Annotated in this window: 18 protein-coding genes; 5 read left to right on the top strand and 13 right to left on the bottom strand. The window is 59.2% G+C overall.

What is annotated here, in order from left to right; translation table 11 throughout:
• Positions 1–3 precede the first annotated feature (3 nt).
• Both DW850_RS07170 and DW850_RS07165 read right to left on the bottom strand, forming a co-directional pair.
• Positions 4–3,156 (bottom strand): PD-(D/E)XK nuclease family protein, encoded by a 3,153-nt coding sequence (locus DW850_RS07170; RefSeq protein ID WP_117786685.1) that lies wholly within the window; start codon positions 3,154–3,156, stop codon positions 4–6.
• A 221-nt stretch (positions 3,157–3,377) separates the two neighbouring features.
• Positions 3,378–3,677 (bottom strand): YerC/YecD family TrpR-related protein, encoded by a 300-nt coding sequence (locus DW850_RS07165; RefSeq protein WP_022094855.1) that lies wholly within the window; start codon positions 3,675–3,677, stop codon positions 3,378–3,380.
• 324 nt (positions 3,678–4,001) lie between these two features.
• Here DW850_RS07165 and DW850_RS07160 point away from each other — a divergent pair, with 324 nt between their 5' ends.
• Positions 4,002–4,367 carry a phage holin family protein gene (locus DW850_RS07160; protein WP_055250947.1) on the top strand — a complete coding sequence of 122 codons (366 nt, stop codon included), beginning with the start codon at positions 4,002–4,004 and terminating at the stop codon, positions 4,365–4,367.
• A 142-nt stretch (positions 4,368–4,509) separates the two neighbouring features.
• Here DW850_RS07160 and DW850_RS07155 read toward each other — a convergent pair whose 3' ends face one another.
• A complete protein-coding gene (locus DW850_RS07155; protein ID WP_117564502.1) occupies positions 4,510–4,938 on the bottom strand; it encodes an Rrf2 family transcriptional regulator in 429 nt (142 codons plus the stop codon).
• Between the two features lie 253 nt (positions 4,939–5,191).
• Between DW850_RS07155 and cysK the strand changes: the two genes are divergently transcribed.
• Positions 5,192–6,130 carry a cysteine synthase A gene (gene cysK / locus DW850_RS07150; RefSeq protein WP_055250951.1) on the top strand — a complete coding sequence of 313 codons (939 nt, stop codon included), beginning with the start codon at positions 5,192–5,194 and terminating at the stop codon, positions 6,128–6,130.
• A gap of 181 nt (positions 6,131–6,311) precedes the next feature.
• Positions 6,312–7,412: a tRNA 2-thiouridine(34) synthase MnmA gene (gene mnmA, locus DW850_RS07145; protein WP_117786684.1), complete on the top strand. Its 1,101-nt coding sequence runs from the start codon at positions 6,312–6,314 to the stop codon at positions 7,410–7,412.
• Between the two features lie 8 nt (positions 7,413–7,420).
• Here mnmA and DW850_RS07140 read toward each other — a convergent pair whose 3' ends face one another.
• The 3 genes from DW850_RS07140 to fucO form a co-directional block, all read right to left on the bottom strand.
• Positions 7,421–8,794, bottom strand: coding sequence for a DNA-binding protein (locus tag DW850_RS07140; protein WP_147349606.1), 1,374 nt, complete (start codon positions 8,792–8,794; stop codon positions 7,421–7,423).
• A gap of 138 nt (positions 8,795–8,932) precedes the next feature.
• The gene (locus DW850_RS07135) at positions 8,933–9,976 is read right to left on the bottom strand and encodes a M42 family metallopeptidase (protein WP_117786682.1); all 1,044 of its coding nucleotides are present in this window, start codon (positions 9,974–9,976) and stop codon (positions 8,933–8,935) included.
• Between the two features lie 604 nt (positions 9,977–10,580).
• On the bottom strand, positions 10,581–11,747 hold the full coding sequence (fucO, locus tag DW850_RS07130; RefSeq protein WP_022094861.1) for a lactaldehyde reductase: 1,167 nt from the start codon (positions 11,745–11,747) through the stop codon (positions 10,581–10,583).
• A 415-nt stretch (positions 11,748–12,162) separates the two neighbouring features.
• On the opposite strand from fucO, the gene DW850_RS07125 reads away from it, so the two are divergent.
• Positions 12,163–12,699, top strand: a complete 537-nt coding sequence (locus DW850_RS07125; RefSeq protein ID WP_117639794.1) for a hypothetical protein — start codon at positions 12,163–12,165, stop codon at positions 12,697–12,699.
• A 123-nt stretch (positions 12,700–12,822) separates the two neighbouring features.
• Here the strand turns inward: DW850_RS07125 and DW850_RS07120 are convergent, their stop codons facing one another.
• Complete coding sequence (locus tag DW850_RS07120; RefSeq protein ID WP_089572184.1) at positions 12,823–13,539, bottom strand: YoaK family protein; 717 nt, start codon at positions 13,537–13,539, stop codon at positions 12,823–12,825.
• Between the two features lie 253 nt (positions 13,540–13,792).
• Between DW850_RS07120 and DW850_RS07115 the strand changes: the two genes are divergently transcribed.
• Entirely contained in the window at positions 13,793–15,934 is a 2,142-nt protein-coding gene (locus DW850_RS07115) for a YgiQ family radical SAM protein (RefSeq protein ID WP_233540640.1), read from the top strand.
• Here DW850_RS07115 and DW850_RS07110 read toward each other — a convergent pair.
• From DW850_RS07110 to DW850_RS07085, 6 genes are all read right to left on the bottom strand, one after another.
• Positions 15,931–16,842 (bottom strand): CPBP family intramembrane glutamic endopeptidase, encoded by a 912-nt coding sequence (locus DW850_RS07110; RefSeq protein ID WP_117786680.1) that lies wholly within the window; start codon positions 16,840–16,842, stop codon positions 15,931–15,933. The genes DW850_RS07115 and DW850_RS07110 overlap by 4 nt on opposite strands.
• Positions 16,843–16,876: 34 nt before the next feature.
• The gene (locus DW850_RS07105; protein ID WP_055252556.1) at positions 16,877–17,080 is read right to left on the bottom strand and encodes a hypothetical protein; all 204 of its coding nucleotides are present in this window, start codon (positions 17,078–17,080) and stop codon (positions 16,877–16,879) included.
• Positions 17,081–17,540: 460 nt separating this feature from the next.
• Positions 17,541–18,923, bottom strand: coding sequence for a 6-phospho-alpha-glucosidase (locus DW850_RS07100; protein WP_089572190.1), 1,383 nt, complete (start codon positions 18,921–18,923; stop codon positions 17,541–17,543).
• 3 nt (positions 18,924–18,926) lie between these two features.
• A complete protein-coding gene (locus DW850_RS07095) occupies positions 18,927–20,543 on the bottom strand; it encodes a PTS transporter subunit EIIC (RefSeq protein WP_117786679.1) in 1,617 nt (538 codons plus the stop codon).
• Between the two features lie 99 nt (positions 20,544–20,642).
• Positions 20,643–21,497 carry a PRD domain-containing protein gene (locus DW850_RS07090; RefSeq protein WP_117786697.1) on the bottom strand — a complete coding sequence of 285 codons (855 nt, stop codon included), beginning with the start codon at positions 21,495–21,497 and terminating at the stop codon, positions 20,643–20,645.
• Positions 21,498–21,515: 18 nt separating this feature from the next.
• Positions 21,516–22,028 (bottom strand): PTS glucose transporter subunit IIA, encoded by a 513-nt coding sequence (locus DW850_RS07085; RefSeq protein ID WP_158551625.1) that lies wholly within the window; start codon positions 22,026–22,028, stop codon positions 21,516–21,518.
• Between the last annotated feature and the right edge of the window lie 252 nt (positions 22,029–22,280).

The raw sequence follows: 22,280 nt of genomic DNA, 5'->3' as shown, positions 1-22,280 counted from the left end.
GGTCTACACGTCCCTCCTTACAAACGTTCCTTCGTGGTTATACGAGCAGCGCGCATGCGCGGCCTGAGCCGACGTCGGGTCGACGGCGGCAACGTTGCCTGCCTCGAGCTCGCGCAGACGCTCGGCAATGCCGGTCTCCACTCGATCGAGCAGCGCATCGAAGTCCATGCTGCCGCCCTCGCCGGGAAAGCCCTTCTTAAGCCCCGGGATGCGGCCGTCACCACGCTCTTCCTCAAGCAACTCGGCGCTCGCCGCACCGCGCAGCGCGGGCTTGCCACCCTTGGTCGAAAAATAGAGCGCAGCACGGGTATCTAGGCCCAGCGCCCGACGCATGGCCCGTGCGTAGATGAGCGTCTGGGTATGGGGCGGCAGCCAGCGCGGGTCGTCGATGGGGGCCTCGCCCGACTCCTCGTCGCGCACCGTGGGGTCGGCGAGTTTAAACTCCTCGACACCCGAACGATGCTTATAGTCGATTACCACGGCGCGATTCTCGACATCCACATCAACGCGGTCGATGCGCCCGCCAAGCGGCCAACCGGCATACTCGACCTGGAGCTCGTTGAACGCAAACTCCAGGTAGCGCGGCGCGAAGGGCGCGAGCGCCTCGGACTCGTAGGCAAGCACGCCCTCCAGCTGCGGCAAAATCTCGGCCACCTGGCGCTCCTCCACCGGGGAGAGCGGCACGAGCGGGCCCTCGGTACCGCGCTTGCCCGCATGCTCGGCCAAGGTCTCGTCAAAGACCTCGCGCAGCAGCTCCTTCGCGCGTGGCAGATTCATGGGTGTCACGCGCTCCATGCCCTCCTGGGGCAGACGGGCATGCAAGTGTTCCAGCACGTCGTGGACAAAGTTGCCCTTCTCCATATTGCCAAAGCCAGCGTCGATCGACTGGGGTTTGACGCGATACGAGACGAACCAGCATAGCGGGCAGGTCGAATAGGCCTCGATCTGCGAGGCAGACGTCAGGCGCGGCACCAGCGGCGCATCCTCGCCCTCGCCATCGCGACGACGCAGGACCAAATACGGAATGGCTTCATCGCTCAGATGCTGAGGAGCTTCGCAGGTCACGCGCTCGCGCCTAAGACCTTCGCCTGCCGCGGGATCGAAGTCCCTTACGATATCGCCCTCACCCACACACTTCGCCTTGTCGGCGCCAACGGCCTTAGCGTCGTCAGCGGCCTTGTCGGCGTCAGCGGCCTTAGCATCGTTAGCGGCCTCGGCATGCGCCCGCAACTCGGTCCACACGGCCGCCGGATAGCACTCGCGCGCCTGACGATCGTGGGTCACACGGGCGAGCGTAACCGGACCACGCGACGCTTGTATCGCGCGGCCAAAGCGTGCGCGCAGCAAGGCCGCAGGCTCAAGCGTCACGCCCTCGCGACCGAGGCTCGCCGTCAGCGTGGTCAGCGGCCCCTCTTCGTGTGAGAGAGGATAGCTGTCCAGATCGACATCGGCAAACAGCACGGCATCGTAGCTGCCGGAGCGCAGAGCCGCCGCATCGGCAAGCGAAGCAAAGCGAACCTGGGCGCGTGGCGCACGGTCAACCTCGTAGGTCTCGCAATCGTAGGCGGCGCTACGCTTGTCCACCTTGGTTCGAATGTCATCGAGCACGGGCACGGTCGCGGCCTGCGACACGTCGAGCGCACGGGCGCCATTCATAAGGATGTCGATGACGTGGCGCAGCAGGGCCACCTCCGCCTGGCGACGAGCCTGACCGTCGAGACCGCCAAGTGCGCGATCGGGCAGCGCCTCGGCAACGGCAAGCATGGCCTTGAGCGCCGTCACGGGTTTGTCGCGCCACAGCGCCTGGAACACGTCCGAGATCACGCACGGCACGTTCTTAAACCAGTTCTCGTCGCTCGCCGCTTTACGCGCGCCCCTCACCTGGCCCTGCACGCTCTGCAGCAGGCTCTTGACGCCCGCAGTGGTCTTGCTGCGCGACAGTCGCATATTCTTGTCGAACGTGCGCGCGCTGGCGGCGTCGGCACCCGAAAGCGGGCTGTAAATCCAGTCGGTAAGCTCCGGAGCGGGCCACCACTCAGTCTTAGAAGCTGCCCCTTCGTCGGCGGCCTTCATACGCTCGATCAGGTTGGCGAGCGCCGTGAACTGCCTGCCCGCAATGGATTGGGAAAACGCCGTGAACTCGGCCGTCTCGGCAGCAACGTGGCGCGCCGCCAAACGAGCGGCAAGCTCGCTGAACAGCTGGGGTGCCCGGGCAGAAACAACGAGCACGCGTACGGGGTCGGCGGGTGTTGCAGCAGCTTTATCGTCCTTGGACTCCTTGTGCGCTTTCACCAACTTATCGATGACGTCCGCATAAGCATGGGCACGGGCATGGGGGCCGGCGACCTCAATAAAGGCAGGCTGAGCAGCGGACTTGGAGGCAGTCTGGGGCGCGGCGGCGCCCTCCCCCAGCGGCGCGATCTCAAACAGCACACCGCGGACATCAAATGCCGCGGCAAGCTCCTCGCGCATCGCCGCTTGCTCGCGGGCAAGCAGCACGACAACCTCTCCCCCGTTGTTTGCCACGGCGGACAGCAGCTCGAGCAGGCTATACGTAAATGACGTGACGCCGCGCACGCAAACGGCGCGGGCGCACCCCGGCAGGTTGTCGGCCAAAGCGCCGGCCATAATGTCAGCCGCCTCGCAGGGCTCGACCATATCTCGACGGTCCAAACCGCGCGCATAGGCGCACAAAAGTTCAAACACGCGAGCCTCGGCGTCGCTTTTGGGCTTGGGCTTGCAAACGTTGTCGCAGCAACGCTCGGTGCCTGTCCCTGCCACACCCGGCAGCACATCGCGAGCCATACGCGCGAGCATACGCACCGTGCCCTGGCTGCGCGAAAGCGGCTGCAGGTCGGCGTCGTCGAGGCGCGCTACCATGTCCGAAAACAGCATCTGGCGCTGCAGGTTGTCGACGAAACCGCGCCCGTCGCCCAAAAGCTCCCAAAGCGAGCGAAGCCACGATGTAGGCGTCTTGTAGTCAATACCCAGCGAAACGCCGGCTTCCGCCGCATCATGACGGCACAGGTCGAGCTCGGCAAACGTTGGCGCCAGCAGCACGGCACGCCCGTGGCGGGCAATAAGGTCGGCAAGCAGCGCCGCCTCGGCATCGCTCAAATCCGCGCCGGCGTTGGTGGTATAGATTCGAACAGGCATGGTCCTCCACTCAAACCGTTCGCAATATTCAATGCTTCCATCCTACCCGCCCGCGCGGACAGATTTGCCCCACGCCAACAGATTTGACCCCTTGGAGACAGAGGAAAATGGATCACCGAGGAGGTCAGTCTGACCCAGTGATCCGTTTTCCTCCGTCCCCAAAGGATCAAAAAACCGCCCCCGAAGGGACGGTTCTGCGCAATTCGTTTGTTGCCGCTGGCCTACTCGCCATCCTCCAGCTTGATGAGGATCTTGCGATAGCCGCCGTACTCGCCGTTGAGTGCCTTGGACACGCGGCTCACCGTAGTGGACGAAGCGCCGGTGCGGGCCTGAACCTCAACATAAGGCTCGCCCTCATCCAGATAACGCGCAACCTGCAGACGTTGCGAAAGATCGCAGATCTCGCGCGGCGTGCAGATATCGGTCAAAAACGCCTGGATATCCTTCTCGTCATCCAAAAGACTAAATGCGTGGACCAGCTGCTTGACATCAGGCTTGTCAAACATGTTCTCGATATTCATCGATCACCGCCAAACCCGCCATAAGGCATCGAAGTTGATACTGACATCGGGCATCGTTCGCCCGTTCTATGCAATAGGGCAACGCCTGTGGCTTTTGCCCGTAGCAGTGTAGCACACCACCAAACTAAAGCGACAAGACTCTCTGCCAGCGGCGCGTTTTTCAGGACGAACGCCGTTTTGAAACCGAATGCGCACGTAAGCTCCACGAATATCTGAGACAATGGGCGGCCGAACAAGGCGGCACACCCGAGCGGCCGTCCAAGCCGCCGCAGCAAACCGCTTCACGCGACACCGACGCACCCTGCGCAAGAAAGGATTCACACCATGCGCTTTATGCTTAACTGGCTCTTTACCTCGATCGCCATCGCGATTGCCACGTTCCTCGTCCCCGGCATCCAGCCCTTCGGTTTTGCCGAGGCCTGGGTCTGTTTCGCCTTCGTGGGACTGTTCCTGAACATCGTCGATTCGCTCGTCAAGCCGTTTCTGACGGTTATCTCGCTGCCGCTCACGATCATTACGCTGGGTATTTTTCAGCTCGTAGTCAACAGCTTTATGCTCGAGCTGGCCAGCTATCTGTCGGTCAATCTGCTGGGCGCGGGTATCTCCATCGCCAGCTTTGGATCGGCCTTTATGGGCAGCATCCTGGTGTCCATCATGCGCAGCATCCTCGACAGCATCGCCGAGGGCTAAAACGGCCATTCCGGCCGCGCCCGTCTCAACAGCCCAAAACGAAGGCCGCCCATCACAAAAATGGGCGGCCTTCTTATTTGCCAAGTCTCAAAGGGCGAGAGAATCTGCCATTTCCACCCCGTCCCCAAATGGCAGGTGTGGGTTAGATGACGTAATCGTAGCCTTCGTTGGGAGCGACAAGTTGATCGAGCGTCACACCGTCGAGGTAGTCGTTGATAAGCTTGTCCAGGTTCTTCCACACGTCGAGCGTGGGGCACTCGTCAGAGCGCGAACAACCCTTGCAGTCGCCATCCAGGCAGGCGACCGGCGCCAGGCTGCCCTCGGTCAGGCGCAAGATCTCGCCCACCGTGTACTGCTCGGGCGGGCGCGTGAGCACATAGCCGCCGCCCTTGCCGCGCATGCCCGAGAGCATGTTGGCGCGCACGAGCGTAGCCAGAATATTCTCGAGGTACTTCTCCGAAATACCCTGACGCGCCGCAATCTCTTTAAGCGGGATACGGCCTGTCGCCTGGTGCTCGGCCAGGTCGACCATAACGCGCAGGGCATATCTGCCCTTTGTGGAAACCAACATATATATAGCTGCCTTTCGGTCTTTTAATTCGTAGAAATTCTAGCCGAAAAATTGGTTTTGAAAATACCTATTCCCGTCAAGATGGTTAATCGACTCGTAATAATCTTCTATTTCCTATTGCGTTACTAGGCTTTACTGTCTACTATGCTTGCCAACAGCAAAACGAACAACCTATAAGGTTTGTGGGTTTCGCTGCCACACACACCGTAAAACCACACGGTATCCAGTCATTTGAACACTTTGGAGGTTCACCATGAGCAATGTTTACACGTCCATCGATCAGCTTATCGGCCACACCCCGCTTCTGGAGCTCACCCACTTCGAGGCCGACGAGGACCTCAAGGCCCGTGTGCTCGTCAAATTGGAATACTTCAACCCCGCCGGGTCCGTCAAAGACCGCGTCGCCAAGAACATGATTGACGAGGCCGAGAAGGCCGGCAAGCTCGTGCGCGGTGGCGACTACACCATCATCGAGCCCACGAGCGGCAACACCGGCGTCGGCATCGCCTCGGTGGCGGCGGCCCGCGGCTACAAGGTGATCATCACTATGCCCGAGACCATGTCCGTCGAGCGCCGCAAGCTCATGCAGGCATACGGCGCACAGCTCGTGCTCACCGACGGCTCCAAGGGCATGAAGGGCGCTATCGCCAAGGCGGAGGAGCTGCAGAAGGAAACTCCCAACAGCATCATCGCCGGCCAGTTTGTGAACCCCGCGAACCCGGCCATTCACAAGGCCACGACCGGCCCCGAGATCTGGGACGACACCGACGGCAAGGTCGACATCTTCGTCGCCGGCGTCGGCACCGGCGGCACCGTGACCGGCGTGGGCGAGTTCCTCAAGGAGCAAAACCCCGAGATTCAGGTCGTCGCCGTCGAGCCCGCCACCTCCCCGGTGCTCTCTAAGGGCCAGGCCGGCCCGCACAAGATCCAGGGTATCGGTGCCGGCTTTGTGCCCGACGTCCTCGACACCCAGGTCTATGACGAGATCATCCCCGTCGAGAACGACGATGCCTTTGCCACCGGCCGCGCCGTGGGCCACAAGGAAGGCGTGCTCGTGGGCATTTCGTCCGGCGCCGCCGTCTGGGCCGCTCTGCAGCTGGCCAAGCGCCCCGAGAACGAAGGCAAGACCATCGTGGCGCTGCTCGCCGACACCGGCGAGCGCTACCTGTCTACGGCGCTCTTCCAGGACTAGAGCTTCTCGTTCTTAGAACGAGTCCAAGGCACGCCGGTCTCCCCTCTCTTCTGGCAGCCTGAGCTCATCCCAACAGGATGCCCCACGAGACGTCCGAACTTGCTACAATGTCTGCGGCGCGGAACCAGCCTCCCGCGCCGCTTTTCTTTTTTGGCCACATGCCACCAAGGAGAACCTCCTCATGCACAACAAGCGCGTGCTCGTCGCCATGAGCGGCGGCGTCGATTCCAGCGTGACCGCGTATCTGCTCAAAAGCCAGGGCTACGAATGTGTCGGCGCCACCATGCGCCTCACCTGCCCCGCACCCGACCCCGCCACGGGCATGAGTAAGGTCGACCGCGACATCGCCGACGCAGAGGCCGTCGCCGAGCGCATAGGCATTCCCCACCATGTGCTCGACTTGCAGCAAACCTTCGACCGTAACGTAATCGAGCGCTTTGTGAACGCCTACCAGGAGGGGCTGACGCCCAATCCGTGCATTATCTGCAACCGCCACATTAAGTTTGGCGCGCTGCTCGATGCAGCGCTGGACATGGGCTGCGACTACATCGCCACGGGCCATTACGCCAAAACAAGCCAGGCGGCAGACGGCACCTGGCAGCTGCATCGCGGCGAGGACCCCAAAAAGGACCAGAGTTACTTTTTGTATTCGCTTACGCAGGAGCGTCTGGCGCGCACGATTTTTCCGCTGGCGGGTCTGGACAAGGAGCGCGACGTGCGCCGGATTGCCGCCGAGCAGGGCTTCATCAACGCCAAGAAGGCCGAAAGCGAGGATATCTGCTTTATTCCAGACGGTAACTACGCGGGCTATATCGAGCGCCGCTGCGGACATCCCGCTGCACCGGGCGACATTGTGTGGCGCGACGGCAGCGTGGTCGGGCGCCACAACGGCGCGCTGCGCTACACCATCGGCCAGCGCAAAGGCCTGGGCGTCGCGATGGCGCATCCCGTGTACGTAACGGGTGTCGACGCCGTCAACAACACCGTGCATCTGGGCGAGGCCGAGGACCTGACGGCCACGGCGCTCACGGCCAACGACTGGATTTGGAGCGCCCCTGCCGACCACATGGAAGCCGAGCTGGATGCCGGCGGCATCCGCGTGGGCGCCAAGTACCGCTACCGACAGAAAGACCAGGCAGCGATCCTTACGCGCGGCGAAGACGGGCAAATGTTGCTGACCTTTGACGAGCCGCAGCGCGCCATCGCCCCCGGCCAGGCTGTCGTTATATACCGCGGCGACATCGTCCTGGGCGGCGGCACCGTGACCGGCGCACTTAAGTAGCCGCGGGTTTATCGCTGCACGTGTCGAAGTACCTCAACAGCGGCACCAACCTCGATTATGCGACGCTCGAGGCCGCGGCGGATGGCCTCGAGTCGACCCTCCGCCGTGGCCCATTCGCTCTGCGAAAGAATCTCGATCGCCTCATCAACAAATCCGTTGAGCCGCGATGAATCGAACCAATCGAGCAAATCCGCAAGCGCCAGCTGGACGGAAGGGTCGGGCCCAAACGGCTTAGCGGAAAACCCAAACTCCCCAGCTGCGAGCACGGCAGTTGGCACGTTGTACCACAGACAGTTGCCGCTATCGAACAGCGGAGCAGGTTTTATCTCCAGGGTGTCGACATTGCGGATGATGCCGAAGTTTCGCCAATGGCGGTCGCTGTTGGCCAAAAGGGCATCGCAGACAATCATCTGCGACATAGACCTTCTCACAGCGGCCTCATCGGCACCATGCTTGCCAAGGCAGCGACAGTATCGATCGTATGTCGAGTTTCCCCGCTGGCCACCAAGTGCGCCCTTAACGTAAACAGCCGGAACGTATTCCTCGCGGCCGTCAAGAAAATCCTCGCACAGGCACGCAGGGCCATCGAACATCCGCTCAACCGTATAAGGAACAAACTCGCCCTCCGACAGCAAGCGACGATGCAGAGCCGTTGCAACCGCCTCGTTAAAGGGCCGTTGGTCGTCCATGCCGCATCCCTTGACCAGAACGCGAACACCGTTGCGAATCATCCACGATTTAGGGAGCTCGCCCTCGGACGTGTTATCAGGATTTTTAAGACCGATGCCTTCCAGCCAACCCGAACGCTCTTCGGGTGCCGATCGCTCAAATTCGTTCTCAAAGTAATTGATGTTTTGCCATTTGAGTTCGGCGCAATCGGCCGGCCGCAGCCAATAGCAATCCGAAAGCGATAGGCCCAGGCACTGAACCGGAACCTCGATGCCACTGGCAATTCCCAGTTCACGATAGCGCGAGACGAGTCCGGGGCGGACGTCAGGCACCGACCGATGGCTCCACCACACGTTGAGCTCCCGTTTATTCACCGTAGGAGAAGAACTCGAGCACGTGCCAAACGGCATCCTCTGCGCATCGAGCACCTCGGCGATTTCGAAGGGAAACTCACGTGTCGGATCAAATGAGACATGCGCGACCTCATGGTCGGCCGACATCAGCGTAAACTTGCGCCCCACATCGGCCGCAGGACGGCGTCCACGTTTGCGGACCTTTTGATAAGCGAGCGCAGAATCATACTCAACCATCTTCCGTCCGCCCACAATATCGCACGCGAGCGTTCCCGATGCGGCAAGTTGCGATATGCGGGCTTTCGTAACGCCCAACAGGCGGGCGGCATCACCCATAGATAAGTACTCAGATGTATTCATATGCCGCATCACCTCGTTAAGTAATTTACGCGTTTAGTTAACATATTACATACATCATAATACTAAACGACCTAAGGCGAAAAAAGGCCCGAGAAATCGGGCCTTAGCGATTGGTCAGCCGAGTCGCAAACTACTTCCCTAGCGCTGAACGTAGGCGCGGACGAGCTCGTAGGTGTTGCGCACACCGTCGATGTGGCTGCGCTCGTAGTTGTGGCTCGCATACACGCCTGGGCCGATCAGGCCATGGCGAATGTCATAGCCGGCCGAAAGCGTGGCCTCGACGTCGGAACCGTAATGCGGGTACACGTCGATGGCGTAATCGAGCTCCAGCTCGCGCGCAATATTGGACAGTGTGGTCACCAGATCGTAGTTGTAGGGGCCGCCCGAATCCTTGGCGCAAATCGATACCATGCGCTCGGTGCAGCCCAAGTCGTCGCCCACGCAGCCCATGTCAACGCTGATCATCTCGCGCGTGTCGGCCGGCACAAAGGCACCGCCGTGGCCAACCTCCTCGTACACGGTAAAGAGCAGCGACACCTTGCGCGAAAGCGTCACCTCGCCGCCAGCAACGGCGCGGGCCAGGCCCAGCAGAATCGACGCCGACAGCTTGTCATCCAGGAAGCGGCTCTTGATGTAGCCGCTCTCCGTCACCGTGGTACGCGGATCCATAGCGATGATGTCGCCGGTCTGAATACCCAGCTCGAGCACATCGTCCTTGCTGTCAACGTTCTCGTCGAGCAGGATTTCCATGTTCTTCTCGATGGTCTTGACCGGCTCATCGGCCACATGCGCCGAAGGCTCGGTATTGAGGACCACGCCCGTGTAGACATTGCCATCGCGCGTGTAAACGGTGCAGTTCTCGCCATCGGCCGTAGACCACTGGTGCCCGCCGAGCGTCGTGGGGCGCAGGCGACCATTGTCCTTAATGGAGCGTACCATGGCGCCCAGGGTATCGACATGGCTCGCCAGTACGAGCGACTCACCCTCGCCACCAAGCTCAACCAACACGTTGCCCTTATTGGAGCGCTCGGGGCCAAAGCCCATATCGCGCAACGTTTCCATTAGATAGTCAGTAGCCGCACGGGTATAGCCCGTAGGTGAAGCAATAGAAGTCAGCGTCTTCAACTGGTCAGTAATATAGGAGAGCGTCTCCTCTAGAGAAGCATCAACATTAGAAGCCATATGCATCCTTCCAAGTAAAACTAAGACCGAGCCCCGATTTTAACCTTTCTGCACGTGCAATACTCTAGAAACCGAGCCGACTCCAGACGTCCCCGCACCGGTTTTGTGCACGCGCTCGGTTTACAGTCCCAATCTTGCATAAATCCTATCGGTATCTGCATAAATATGAGGCATCTATTTGCTTCGTCTCAGGGTACCCCACCTTGGACCGTGCAAAATACGGAGTATTCAGCACCGTGGACCCCGTCAGCCCCATCGCAAACGGCAAAGCGACGCGGTTACAGCAGTGTTGCAGGTCGTCGCAAACCAAAAACGCGGTGGCAGCCCCCTCCGCTCATCGATAGCCCGCCCACAAGGGCTGTCGATGGGCGTCTGCGGGCCACTGCGGCCCATTCACAACGTTATGCATTTTTCAGAGCTTGCTGAATACTCCCAAAAATGCACGCTGAGAAGTGCACCACCTATCCGCAGCGGGCAGCATGCCTTGGTTTTGCCCATCTTGGGGCATCGGCGCGGCACAAAAAGCCCCGCCGCGCGTAGCACGGCGGGGCCAGCAGCAAGTCAAAAGACCATACGCCTACGGGCGAAGGACCACCAAACTGGGCTAGGCAGCCGGGCAGATCTTCTTGAAGAGCTCGATGACGTCGTCGAGCGTCGCCTCGCGCGGGTTGCCCGGGAAGCAGGCGTCAGCCATGGCGTCCTTGGCCAGGACCTCGATCTCGTCGGCCTTCATGGCCTCGCAGACATGCGGAATGTTCACGTCGGCGGAGAGTTGCTTGACGGCGGCGATGGCGGCGTCGGCAGCCTCGTCGGTGCTCATGCCCGTGGTGTCAACACCCATGGCAACGGCAACCTTGGCCAGGCGCTCGGCGCAAACCGGCTTGTTGAACTCCATGGCGATCGGCAGCAGCATGGCGCAAGCGACGCCGTGCGGAGTGTCGTAGTGGGCAGACAGGGTGTGAGCCATGGCATGGTCGATGCCCAGGCCGACGTTGGAGAAGCCCATGCCGGCGACATACTGGCCAAGAGCCATACCCTCGCGGCCGGAGCCGGGCTGACCAGACTTGGCCTCGGCAACGGAGTCGCGCAGGTTTTCGCTGATCAGCTTAATGGCCTCAAAGTGGAACATGTCGGAGAGCTCCCAAGCACCCTTGGTGGTGTAGCCCTCGATGGCGTGGGTCAGAGCATCCATGCCGGTAGAAGCGGTCAGGCCGGCGGGCATGGAAGCCATCATGTCGGGGTCGACGACGGCGACCTCAGGGGCGTCGTTGGTGTCGACGCACACGAACTTGCGGACCTTCTCGGGGTCGGTGATGACGTAGTTGATGGTCACCTCGGCAGCAGTACCGGCGGTCGTCGGCACGGCGATGGTGAACACGGCGTGGTTCTTAGTGGGAGCAACGCCCTCGAGGCTGCGGACATCGGCAAACTCGGGGTTGTTGATGATGATGCCAATGGCCTTAGCGGTGTCCATGGAGGAGCCGCCACCGATGGTCACGATAGCGTCAGCTTCGGCGGCCTTGAAGGCCTCGACGCCGTCCTTGACGTTCTGGATGGTGGGGTTGGGCTTAATCTCGGAGTAGAGGCTCCAAGCGATGCCGGCGGCGTCGAGCTCGTCGGTCACCTTAGCGGTAACGCCAAACTTGACCAGGTCGGGATCGGAGCAGACGAAGATCTTCTTGTAGCCGCGACGCTGGAGCTCGCCGGGGATCTCCTTGATGGCGCCGGAACCATGATAAGAAATGGTATTGAGAACGAAACGATTAGCCATTGATAGCCTCCCATCGTGTGCGGGGCACCCATTACGCCCCGCGCTGCAAGTTCCATCCTAACGCTTTTGAAACAAAAAATGCATGAGAACGTCAAAAGTGTTAAAGCGTTTCAACATAATAACGGAGCCCCAGCCCTTCCCTCCCGACTGCAGCGAAGGCTAGATTATAGGAGCAATTGCCCAAAGAATACGACCAACTCAGTCTATAAATTGTTTCTGTTTTAGCAATATATGTTTGACAATACGTTTATAAAAGGATACTTTATAGTAATTAATATGCATGCAGCAAATAGTGTCATTCATTTTGTTAGAAATTGCCCATGCGGTTATTGCAGCTGCATGTACTGCAACGTACAGCGTAATTCTCCGCACGAAGCAGAAGACGGTTCCAATTCGATCGAGGCGATGACGCGTGATGGCTACTGGTCCTAAATCGAGCAAGACGGCTACAAACGAATATCGAATCTCAATTGAAGGTAACCCTTATCCGCATGCTCTGGCTCTCGTCAACCCAGCGGGAGACAACCTCAACATCAAAAGACATGGGTTCACGGGTCCACTAGGACAGCTATTGAGTCTTAAATACACCGTTTATGACGATGCAAATGAAAAGCTCTTTACTGTCGTCGACGGTGGTTTTAGTAACATGCCCAGGGTTGCGCTCATCATCGAACACAAGGAAGTTGCGGTGTTCGATTATGGCCTAAACAGACTTGAGATGAAGTGCGTAACGAACATACCGAATTACACAATAAAAGGTAACTTCCTATTTGGAGATTACGATATATTCAGTCAACGGGAAGTGAAGCTATCTTCAGTTAACGTCCTTCAATGTGATAAACAATCGTGCTTTAACATACAGGTTTTGGATAAAGCCGAATTAGCCGCCGCAATTGGAATACCCACAGCCATTGCCCTTCTGAGGGCTCGGATTGAAGAGCATCTCGAATAAATTGCAAAAAGCAGTTCGTAACAACATTCAGGAGCTAGATAGTTTTTTTCTGGCTCCTGAAGCTGTACTACATAGAGATGAAAATATATTGCGGCAAAGGGGCTGTCCCTTTGCCGCATTCCTCTACTTTCGACAGCCCTCTTTCCAAGCCTCGGCCGCAACCTTCCAGCGAAAACGCAAGTCGCGCTCGCGGTCGATGAACATGATGGCAAACGCGACAAACAGCAGCACGCTCGCCACGACGATGGCGTGCAGGCCCATGCGCTCAATACACCAGTTGCCCAGCACGGCGCCAAACACAAAGGTAAAGATCACGCCAAAGTACAGCAGGCCGTTTTCCAAAAAGCCACGCTTGTGGGTGATGATGTAGTCGTCCACGTTTTGTAGCGCGTTGCGCAAGTTGCCGATGCACATGGTCGTAGCGATGCCGTGACCGTGAATCTTGCGGAAGCTCTCGACCTGCATGCCGCAGGCAAACGAGGTGAGGCAGTTGGCGAGCAGGTTGAAATCGCCGCCGGGAATAAAGCTCACGCCCAGCAAGATGACGGCTTCAAAAAACACCGTCACCTGGCGCCAGTGAATCACGCTGCCAAACCGCTCGTGTACCAGGTCGGCAAGCATAATGCCCACGGCAAACGACACCACGGGGAAGAAATAGCGTCCCGCCAGCGCCCAGTTGCCCTCCGAGATGCTTACACCCACGAGCAGGATGTTGCCCGTCTGAGCGTTTGCGAAAACATGGTCGCGCCCAATGTACGAATACACATCCATAAAGCCACCGGCGAGCGCCAGGATAATGCCCAGTTCGATGGACTCCGATATCTGCTTGGCACGTTGCATCGTCGTGCATCCTCCTTGTTGACGACCCTCTCGTGCGTTGGCGGAAACATAGCCGCCGTTCATACTGTAACCCATTGACAACATGGCATGCGCGCGAGACGGGTTCTCCAACGCGCAGGTACACAGTCTGGAAACAAACGACGCCCGCATCGACGCGCCGATCCGCCAGCTCATGTACTCCACCAGTCTTTTTAGCTCCGTCCCAAAAAGACTGGTTACAATTACGTGCAGCATACAGACACCGGGAGGGATCGTGGCAAAAAAGCCTCAGCACGCTCAGAACAGCCAACGCGGACAGCAGGGCAAACAGGGCCAGCAGCAAAAGCTCGGCGGCCAAGCGCAGGCCACGGTCGCCCGCACCAAGCATTCCCAAGCGACGCCCACCCGCCCCTGGCGTCCGGGCCGCGACAAGTTCCTCCCCGTCAGCCGCGCCGACATGGATGCGCGTGGCTGGGACCAGTGCGACTTCGTCTACATCTGCGGCGACGCCTACGTGGACCACCCCAGCTTTGGCATGGCCATCATCAGCCGCGTCCTCGACGCGCACGGCTACAAAGTGGGCATTATCTGCCAGCCCGACTGGACCGACCCCGCCAGCATCACCGTGCTCGGCGAGCCGCGCCTGGGCTTTCTCGTCAGCGCCGGCAACATGGACTCCATGGTCAACCACTATTCGGTGACCAAGCACCGCCGCCATACCGACGCCTATACCCCCGGTGGCGAGGAGGGGCACCGCCCCAATCGTGCCGTCACGGTCTACGGCAACCTCATCCGCCAGACGTTCAAGGACGCTCCCATCATCATCGGCGGCATCGAGGCAAGCCTGCGCCGCCTGGCCCACTACGACTACTGGCAGGACAAGCTCAAGCGCTCGGTACTGCTCGACTCGGGCGCCGACATCCTCATCTACGGCATGGGCGAGCATGCGATCGTCGAGATCGCCGACGCGCTCGATGCCGGACTGCCTGTCGATCAGATCACCTACATCAACGGTACCGTCTACCGCACGGGTTCGCTCGACGAGGTCTACGACTACGACCTGCTGCCCAGCTGGGACGACCTTACCGCCGACAAGCTCAACTACGCGCGCAGCTTTAATGTGCAGCAGCAGAACATGGACCCCATCACCGGGCATCGTCTGGTAGAGCCCTACCCCAACAGCGTCTATGTGGTGCAGAACCCGCCATCGGCAACACTCACCACAGACGAGATGGACGAGGTTGCCGAACTCCCCTACGCACGCGATTGGCATCCCGACTACGACGCAACGGGCGGCGTGCCGGCCTTTGCCGAAATCAAATTTTCCATTAGCTCCAACCGCGGCTGTTTTGGCGAGTGCTCGTTTTGCGCCCTCACCTTCCACCAGGGCCGCGTACTGCAGATGCGCAGCCACGACTCGATCATGCGCGAGGCCGAGCTGCTCACGCACGATCCCGAGTTTAAGGGCTACATCAACGACGTGGGTGGACCGACGGCCAACTTTAGCCGTCCGGCCTGCGACAAGCAGCTCAAGCACGGCGTGTGCAAGAACAAGCGCTGTCTGTGGCCGAGTGTGTGCAAGAACATGGTGGTCGACGAGAGCGGCTACACGCAGCTGCTGCGCGATCTGCGCCAGCTGCCGGGCGTCAAGAAGGTCTTCGTCCGCAGCGGCATACGCTTTGACTACACCATGGCCGACGCCTCGGACGAGTTTTTGCGCGAGCTGCTGGAGCATCACGTCTCGGGCCAGCTGCGCGTAGCACCCGAGCACGTGAGCGACGCGGTGCTGTCCGTGATGGGCAAACCGAGCCGCGCCGTCTACGACGCGTTCTGCCGTAAATTTGAACGCTTGAACCGCGAATACGGACTCAAGCAGTACGTAGTGCCATACCTAATCTCGAGCCACCCCGGCTCGACGATGAAGGAAGCTGTGGACCTGGCCGAGGCCGTACGCGACATGGGCTACATGCCCGAGCAGGTGCAGGACTTCTACCCCACACCGTCCACCATGTCGACCTGCATGTACTACACCGGCGTGGACCCACGCACCATGGAGCCGATCTATGTGGCGCGCGACCCGCACGAAAAGGCCATGCAGCGTGCGCTCATCCAGTATCGCAAACCCGAGAACTACAAGCTGGTACGCGAGGCGCTGGAAAAAGCCGGACGTCGTGACCTGATCGGCTACACCAAACACTGTCTAATCCGCCCCGTGCCGCCGCGCCCGGGCGAGACGTCTGCTGGCGGTGGGCATGGCACCGGCAAGAAGGGCGGCAAGGCCCACGGCGGTGCTGGCGGCAAGGGACCCAAAGGCAGCAAGGGGCACGGCGGCATGTCGCGTGCACAGAACACTGCCGGGCGTAATCGCGCGGCCCAGGGGCGTCAGGGCGCCAACGGAGGCGGGCGTCGCAACTAGGGCAGCAATGCGCTCGCTGCGTCCATCCCACACGCGTGGCGCAGCGAGCGCATTGCCTCAACGAGGATGACGCCGGCGATAGCGACCGTGATTATCACGTCGAACGGTGTGTTCACAAACCAGAGCAACGTCATGAAATACGACCCGGCATTAAAGGCAAAGTGCAGCAGGATCGTGTAGCGGAGCTTTCCGGTCGTCACGAGCACCCAACCAAAGATGAGGCCGGCGGCACCCGCGTAGCAACCCTGTACCCAATTCATGTGCATAAAACCGAAGATCGCCGCCTGCAGCACAATCGCCGCGGCGATACCCCACGTGCTTGGGGCCGCCCAGGGCACCATGGCGCCACTCTGCGCGCTCACACGACGCCGGCACTTCCAAAGTGGGCGGCACTGCGGATTAAACGCTCGGAGCGAAAACTCAAAAATAATGCCGCGCACCAGCAGCTCTTCACAAAATGGGGCGCCGAGCACCGTGGTCAGGACGGCAAGAAGGTTGGTATCGCCCAAGCCTGTTTCCTCGACGAGCTCGCTATAGTCCGCCGCAACCTCGGGCAGCAGCGACAGCACGCCGTCGCATAGGTAGCTAATGACCACCTGCATGGATAGGCCGATCACGACAACGTATGCGATGCGCTTCCATGCAGCATTTGCTCCCCCGCCGAGCGGGCGTTCACCTTGCCGGCGCGCCATGAAGGAGCGGGGCCACAGATAGCGCCACCACAGCAGCGCCATCAAAAACGACGCCGTCTGAGCGGCGGCCTGAAACCATTGAATATCGAGATTGTCGATCGGGAAACCCGTCAGTGCCGACACGATGTCCAGCGCGGAGAACAAAACAATGCTCAGGGCAATATCGGCAGCGACGACACCAAAACAGGCAAGCGCCCAAACCAGCGCATTGAGCATGCCAACCTCCTCAAAACCCGGCACTTGGGGACAGTCATTGTTGATGAGAATCGGGCGCAGCGCCAAAAGCCCCGTTGGGCGAAATGTCGAACGGGAAGGTGCCGCAGCGATTGAACGCGGCGATAAACATGCGGATGGCGTTGGACGGCGTGGTGCCCACGAGCTGGGTTGCCGCCGCGAAGGCCGCCTTTTCCTCGGGCAAGACCTTCGCGACAACCGGGGTCATGTGTTCTGCCATGGCGCTTCCTTTTTGAAACGACGGTGGTGCGGATAGATGCGGGCCACGCGGCTGGGCGACGGGCTGTGAGGCAACCCGATTGGCCCGCATCTGGAGTGTGTTTCTACGGCGTTGGTATTACTTGGTATTCCTAAGTATTACCCCGCAGATAGAATACCATACCCGACCCCATGGGGACGGAGAAAAAACGGATCATTTTGTTGCTGAGTAAGTATTTAGAGCGTGATGATATCCGAGATATTGAGGGCCTGAGCGTCGACGGCATCGTGCGTGGCAAGCAACAGCATGCGACCGTCGAGCGCCGGCAGAAGACCTCATGCCCTGTGCCGAGGTCGGATAGCCCATCCCCCACATCAGCCCTTTGCACCAAACGACAATGCCCCGCCCACGCAATCACGTGGACGGGGCACTGCTCCAGGTATGCGGTCAGCGGCTCTTTTGTGCCAGCGACCTTCTGTCTTTAGCTAAGCTCGGGCCAGTAGCCCTTGTTGGCCTCGATCATGTCGTCGAGGACCTCCTTGGCGACCTTCATAGAAGGCACGGTCTTGTTGAGCGTAAAGGCCTTGAGCGCCTTCTCGTACGAACCCTCGATCGTGGCCTCGACCACGAGCTTCTCGGAGTTCAGCTGCTGCATCATGAGGCCCTGCTGGAACAGCGGGATGTTGTCGCGGCTGATGACCTCGGGGCCGTTCTTGCCAATGTAGGCAGGCAGCTCGACCATGGCGTCGTAGGGCATGTTGGGGATAGCGCCCTTGTTCTCGCAAATGACCAGGAAGCGCTGCTTGGTGTCGTTCTTCAGAGCGATAGCCAGATCGGCAATCCAGTCGCCGTGGCTGCCCGCATAGAACGTGCTCTCGTCGATCTCGCCCGTCTTCTCGTAATGGTCGATGCCGTCGAAGAGGTTCTTCTCGCGCGTCTCCTCGACCTCGTTAGCACGGGTGCGCTCGGGGTTGGAATGCTCGACGAACTCCTTCTGCTGCAGGTAGTAGTTCAGATACGTGTTGGGCAGGTACTCCGGGAAGCACTCCATGATCTCGTACTCGCCCTTCCAGACGTAGTACCAGCTGCCCTTGGTGTGGCGGTTCTGCTCGGGATGCTCGTCGGTGGCCTCCTCGGGCTTCTTGGACATCAGCGAGCTCATGCCCTTGAGGTAAGAATCGGGCAGCAGAATCTCGTGCTCCTTGATGTACTCGCGCAGCTGCGGGAGCACCTCCTCGCCCTTGTGGCGGATCGAGGTGAACCAGCCAAAGTGGTTGAGGCCAAAGTAATCGTACTCGACATCCTTCTTGTCGATATCGAGCGCGGCGCAAACCACGTCGATGATCGCGATCGGCATGTCGCAGATGTTGATGATGCGAGCGTTGGGGCGCAGGACGCGGCAGCCCTCGGAGACGATGGCGGCAGGGTTGGAGTAGTTAAGAATCCAGTAGTCCTTCTTGGCGTACTTCTCAACGTCGTCAATCAGCTCGACCATGGGGAAGATGGTACGCATACCGTAGGCAAGGCCGCCGCAGCCGCAGGTCTCCTGGCCCACGCAGCCGTGACGCAGCGGAATCTTCTCGTCCTGCTCGCGCATGGCATAGCCGCCCACGCGCATCTGGGCAAACACGAAGCTCGCGTCGGTAAAGGCAGTCTCCTTGTCGGTGGTCACCGTGAGCTTGATGTCCAGGCCGAGGTCCTCGTGCAAAATCCAGTCCACGAGCACGCCGATCTTGCGCTGGCGCTCCTCGTTGATGTCGTACAGACGAATCTCGTCAACGTCGAGCTCGTCCTTGCGCAGAGCGATGGACTTGACGATGCCGGGGGTAAAGGTGGATCCGCCACCACACAGAGTAATGATCATTGTTTACTGCTCCTTCTCAATTGCGTTTTCGACCTTGTCACGCATCTCGGCGACTTTCATGCCAAAGATGATCTGAATGTTGTTGCCGTTGCGGTTGATGCCGCTGTTGGGCACGTGGTTGATGAGGTCCTCATCGATGAGGTCCGGGTTCTTAACGTTCACGCGGAGACGCGTAAAGCAGTTCTCGAGCTCCTCGATGTTGTCCTTGCCGCCAAGACCTGCGACCAGGTCGGCAATGCCCGCATCGACGCCCTCTGCGGGAGCCGCGGCAACAGCGCCCTGCTTCACCGCGACAGACGCGGCGGCCTCGCCCTCGGCAACGGACTCGGCGAGCTCGGACTCCTCCTCGCGACCAGGCGTGTGGAGGTTGAGCTTCTTAATAAGGAAGGTGAAGAGGAAGAAGTACAGAGCGGCGTTGAGAACTCCAAGCACCAGCATAACCGGCCAGTTGGTCTTATCGACACCAAGAACCAGGTTGGAAACCACGATGTTGATGATGCCGCCTGCAGTCGAAGCGGGCACGGAAAGGACCTTGAGCAGGACCAGGAAGATGCCGGAAAGAACCGAGTGAACGACAAAGAGCACAGGGGCAGCAAAGACAAAGAGGAAGTCCATGGGCTCGGTCACGCAGGAAAGCACGGCGGTGATGATCAGCGGGATGATGACAGCCTTGGTCTTGTCCTTGTTCTGCTTGTAAGCGGTGAAGATAAAGGCGAGACCGATACCGATGTAGGGCCACAGGTTGTTGAAGGTATAGCTGTTGAAATACGTGCTATCGGAGAAGGGCTGGCCCGTCATTGCCATCTCGGCGACACGGATGGGATAGGCGCCGGCGATAACCTGACCACCCAGCGTAAGGGTGCCGCCCACATCGGAGAACTGGAACGGGGTGTAGATGAGGTGGTGCAGACCGGTGGGAACGAGCAGCTTGTTGAGCATGCCGTAAATAAAGAGGCCGATGTTGCCCGACTCCTTGATGATGCCGGCAACGGAGGAGATGGCACCCTGAACCGGAGGCCAAACGATGCAGAAGCCAGCGCCCATGATCCAGGAGATGATGATCATGATCAGGAACGGGAAGCGAACGCCCGAGAACATCGAAAGAGCAATGGGGAACTGCTTGTTCGAGTACTTGTTGAACACGGCACCGGTGATGCAACCAAGAATGATGCCGCCAAACACGCCGGTATCGAGCACCTGAATGCCCATAACGGTGCTCTGGCCGGTTCCGGTAAGGCCGAGCATGCCGCTCGCCTCGGCAAGAGAACCGGTGGCGTTGAGCACGATGTTATTGGCCTGCAGGAACAGGAAGAACGACATCAGGGCGATCAGCGAAGCGTGGCCCTTGTTCTTCTTTGCCATGGCACCGGCGATGCCCACGCAGAACAGAATCGAAAGGTTGTTGATGATAAACATCAGCGACTGATAGACAACGGCGCCCACAAGCTGAAACGGACCGGAGCCCAGCACAGGGATCACAGCGCAGATGGTCTTGTTGGTCAGAATGATGCCCACGATGAGCAGGATGCCGGCAACCGAGAGATACATCATCGGCTGAACGATCGACTTCGCGAACACCTCCAACGGCGCTTTGAAATTGAACTTCTTTTTTGCGGTCATAGCGGTACTCCCCTTCCTTTTCCGCAAATTGAGATAGGTGTGCCCTGGACAAGACCGTGAGCCTTGCCTTGTATCAATCGATGTGTGGGCACGTTATGCCTAGAGACCAGGTTCTCCAAGCAGGTTAACAATGTGATATGCGAGATAACTCTTCTCGGCATCGGTAACGACAACGTTATAGGTAGACGCTAAGTGGTCGGCAATTGACTCCGCACACGAGAACGCCCTCGGATACGCCGTTTCATCGATACGGAACAGCGCGTCGCCATTGACCTGTCCCGCCGCGGGATCGAGCGCTCGCTGCGCAAAAAACTGCAGATGGCGAACGAAACGCTCGTACGGCAACGAGGTGACGTCAAGGGGCGTGGCATAGTGCTCGGAAACAATCGCGAGCACGTCGCGAACAAGCTGGACCGAAACAATCAGACGGTCAGAGCGCTGCGGCATGGTGGCGTTGACGATATGCAGCGTAATAAAACCCTGCTCTTCTTCGCTCATCTGGATGCCCATATACTCCTTGATAATCTGCAGCGCACGGCCCGCAAGCGCATACTCCTTGCGATAGAACTGCTGGATCTCGAGCAGCAACGGATTCTCGCAGGGGACGCCCTTACGCTCGCGCTCCAAAGCAAGACTGATATGGTCTGCGAGAGCAATGAGAATCTTGTCGTTGATATCAACATTGAGCTCTCGACGGAGCATCTGAACAATGTCCTCGGAAATCACGAGGTTGACGGTGGGGATGGACTCCAAAAGATGTGCCAAGCGATCAATCGTACGCGAATCCTGAGAAGTGCCCTCCTGCAGCGCATAGGTCTTTTCGACCGATGCATCATCGATAGCGTCGCCGGCATGACGGCCAAAGCAGAGGCCTCGACCGATGACGATGAGCTCGGAGCCATCGTCCGAAGTGACCATTGCGACGTTATTGTTGAAAACTCGCTTGATAACCACGGCACCCACCACAAGAATTTACTCGGAAAGCCAGACGACAGGCTCTTTAACAGCAACAGGGCCGGAAGCATGCTCACGAAGAGTCGACTTCTCCGAGCGCTCGCACACGATAACGAAGACCGTAGGATCGAAGCCGGCGGCGCGGACCGCGTCGAAATCGACCTCGACGAGGGGCTGGCCCGCGTCAACATGGTCACCCTGGGCAACAAGCGCATGGAAGCCCTTGCCCTCAAGTTTAACAGTGTCGATTCCGATATGCAGCATCACCTGAGCAGAGCTGTCGTCGGACATGATGCCCAGCGCGTGCTCAGTCGGAAACAGTGCCGCGACGGTACCGGAGACAGGAGCGCACACCGTTCCCTCTTGGGGAACCACGGCAACGCCATCGCCCACGGCACGGCTGCTAAAAGCGGGATCATTGGTATTTTCTAGATGAACAAGCTCGCCGGAAACAGGAGCGAGGATTTCGAACTCGGAAGTTGCAGTCTTCTGCTCATCCGAACCGCCCATCAGGCGAGAAAAGAAGCCCATGGTGGCATGTCCCTTCATAAATATAGCCCAACCAAAATCAAGCGAATGCATCCACAGAGACACACCCGTTCAAAGACTTTGGTTAGGCCCACGTCCGAGGGACTCGGTAACCTTCCGCATTTCTTTTTACGGGAGCTATTGTAGACAAGCCCAAAGCCAGAACAATCATTATGACCGGTGAGCGGTATTTTTTCTTCGATAAACGGTATTTAGGCAGCACTTGGGGACGTTCCTTTTAATATGAGCAGGACA

The sequence above is a fragment of the Collinsella sp. AM36-4AA genome, from assembly GCF_003467795.1.
GTDB lineage: Bacteria > Actinomycetota > Coriobacteriia > Coriobacteriales > Coriobacteriaceae > Collinsella.
This window is presented reverse-complemented; position numbering and strand designations above follow the sequence as displayed.

Bases quoted from the DNA above. Each gene is read 5' to 3' on its own strand.
- DW850_RS07170 (WP_117786685.1), bottom strand. From the start codon at position 3,156: ATGCCTGTTCGAATCTATACCACCAACGCCGGCGCGGATTTGAGCGAT.
- DW850_RS07165 (WP_022094855.1), bottom strand. From the start codon at position 3,677: ATGAATATCGAGAACATGTTTGACAAGCCTGATGTCAAGCAGCTGGTC.
- DW850_RS07160 (WP_055250947.1), top strand. From the start codon at position 4,002: ATGCGCTTTATGCTTAACTGGCTCTTTACCTCGATCGCCATCGCGATT.
- DW850_RS07155 (WP_117564502.1), bottom strand. From the start codon at position 4,938: ATGTTGGTTTCCACAAAGGGCAGATATGCCCTGCGCGTTATGGTCGAC.
- cysK (WP_055250951.1), top strand. From the start codon at position 5,192: ATGAGCAATGTTTACACGTCCATCGATCAGCTTATCGGCCACACCCCG.
- mnmA (WP_117786684.1), top strand. From the start codon at position 6,312: ATGCACAACAAGCGCGTGCTCGTCGCCATGAGCGGCGGCGTCGATTCC.
- DW850_RS07140 (WP_147349606.1), bottom strand. From the start codon at position 8,794: ATGAATACATCTGAGTACTTATCTATGGGTGATGCCGCCCGCCTGTTG.
- DW850_RS07135 (WP_117786682.1), bottom strand. From the start codon at position 9,976: ATGGCTTCTAATGTTGATGCTTCTCTAGAGGAGACGCTCTCCTATATT.
- fucO (WP_022094861.1), bottom strand. From the start codon at position 11,747: ATGGCTAATCGTTTCGTTCTCAATACCATTTCTTATCATGGTTCCGGC.
- DW850_RS07125 (WP_117639794.1), top strand. From the start codon at position 12,163: ATGGCTACTGGTCCTAAATCGAGCAAGACGGCTACAAACGAATATCGA.
- DW850_RS07120 (WP_089572184.1), bottom strand. From the start codon at position 13,539: ATGCAACGTGCCAAGCAGATATCGGAGTCCATCGAACTGGGCATTATC.
- DW850_RS07110 (WP_117786680.1), bottom strand. From the start codon at position 16,842: ATGCTCAATGCGCTGGTTTGGGCGCTTGCCTGTTTTGGTGTCGTCGCT.
- DW850_RS07105 (WP_055252556.1), bottom strand. From the start codon at position 17,080: ATGGCAGAACACATGACCCCGGTTGTCGCGAAGGTCTTGCCCGAGGAA.
- DW850_RS07100 (WP_089572190.1), bottom strand. From the start codon at position 18,923: ATGATCATTACTCTGTGTGGTGGCGGATCCACCTTTACCCCCGGCATC.
- DW850_RS07095 (WP_117786679.1), bottom strand. From the start codon at position 20,543: ATGACCGCAAAAAAGAAGTTCAATTTCAAAGCGCCGTTGGAGGTGTTC.
- DW850_RS07085 (WP_158551625.1), bottom strand. From the start codon at position 22,028: ATGGGCTTCTTTTCTCGCCTGATGGGCGGTTCGGATGAGCAGAAGACT.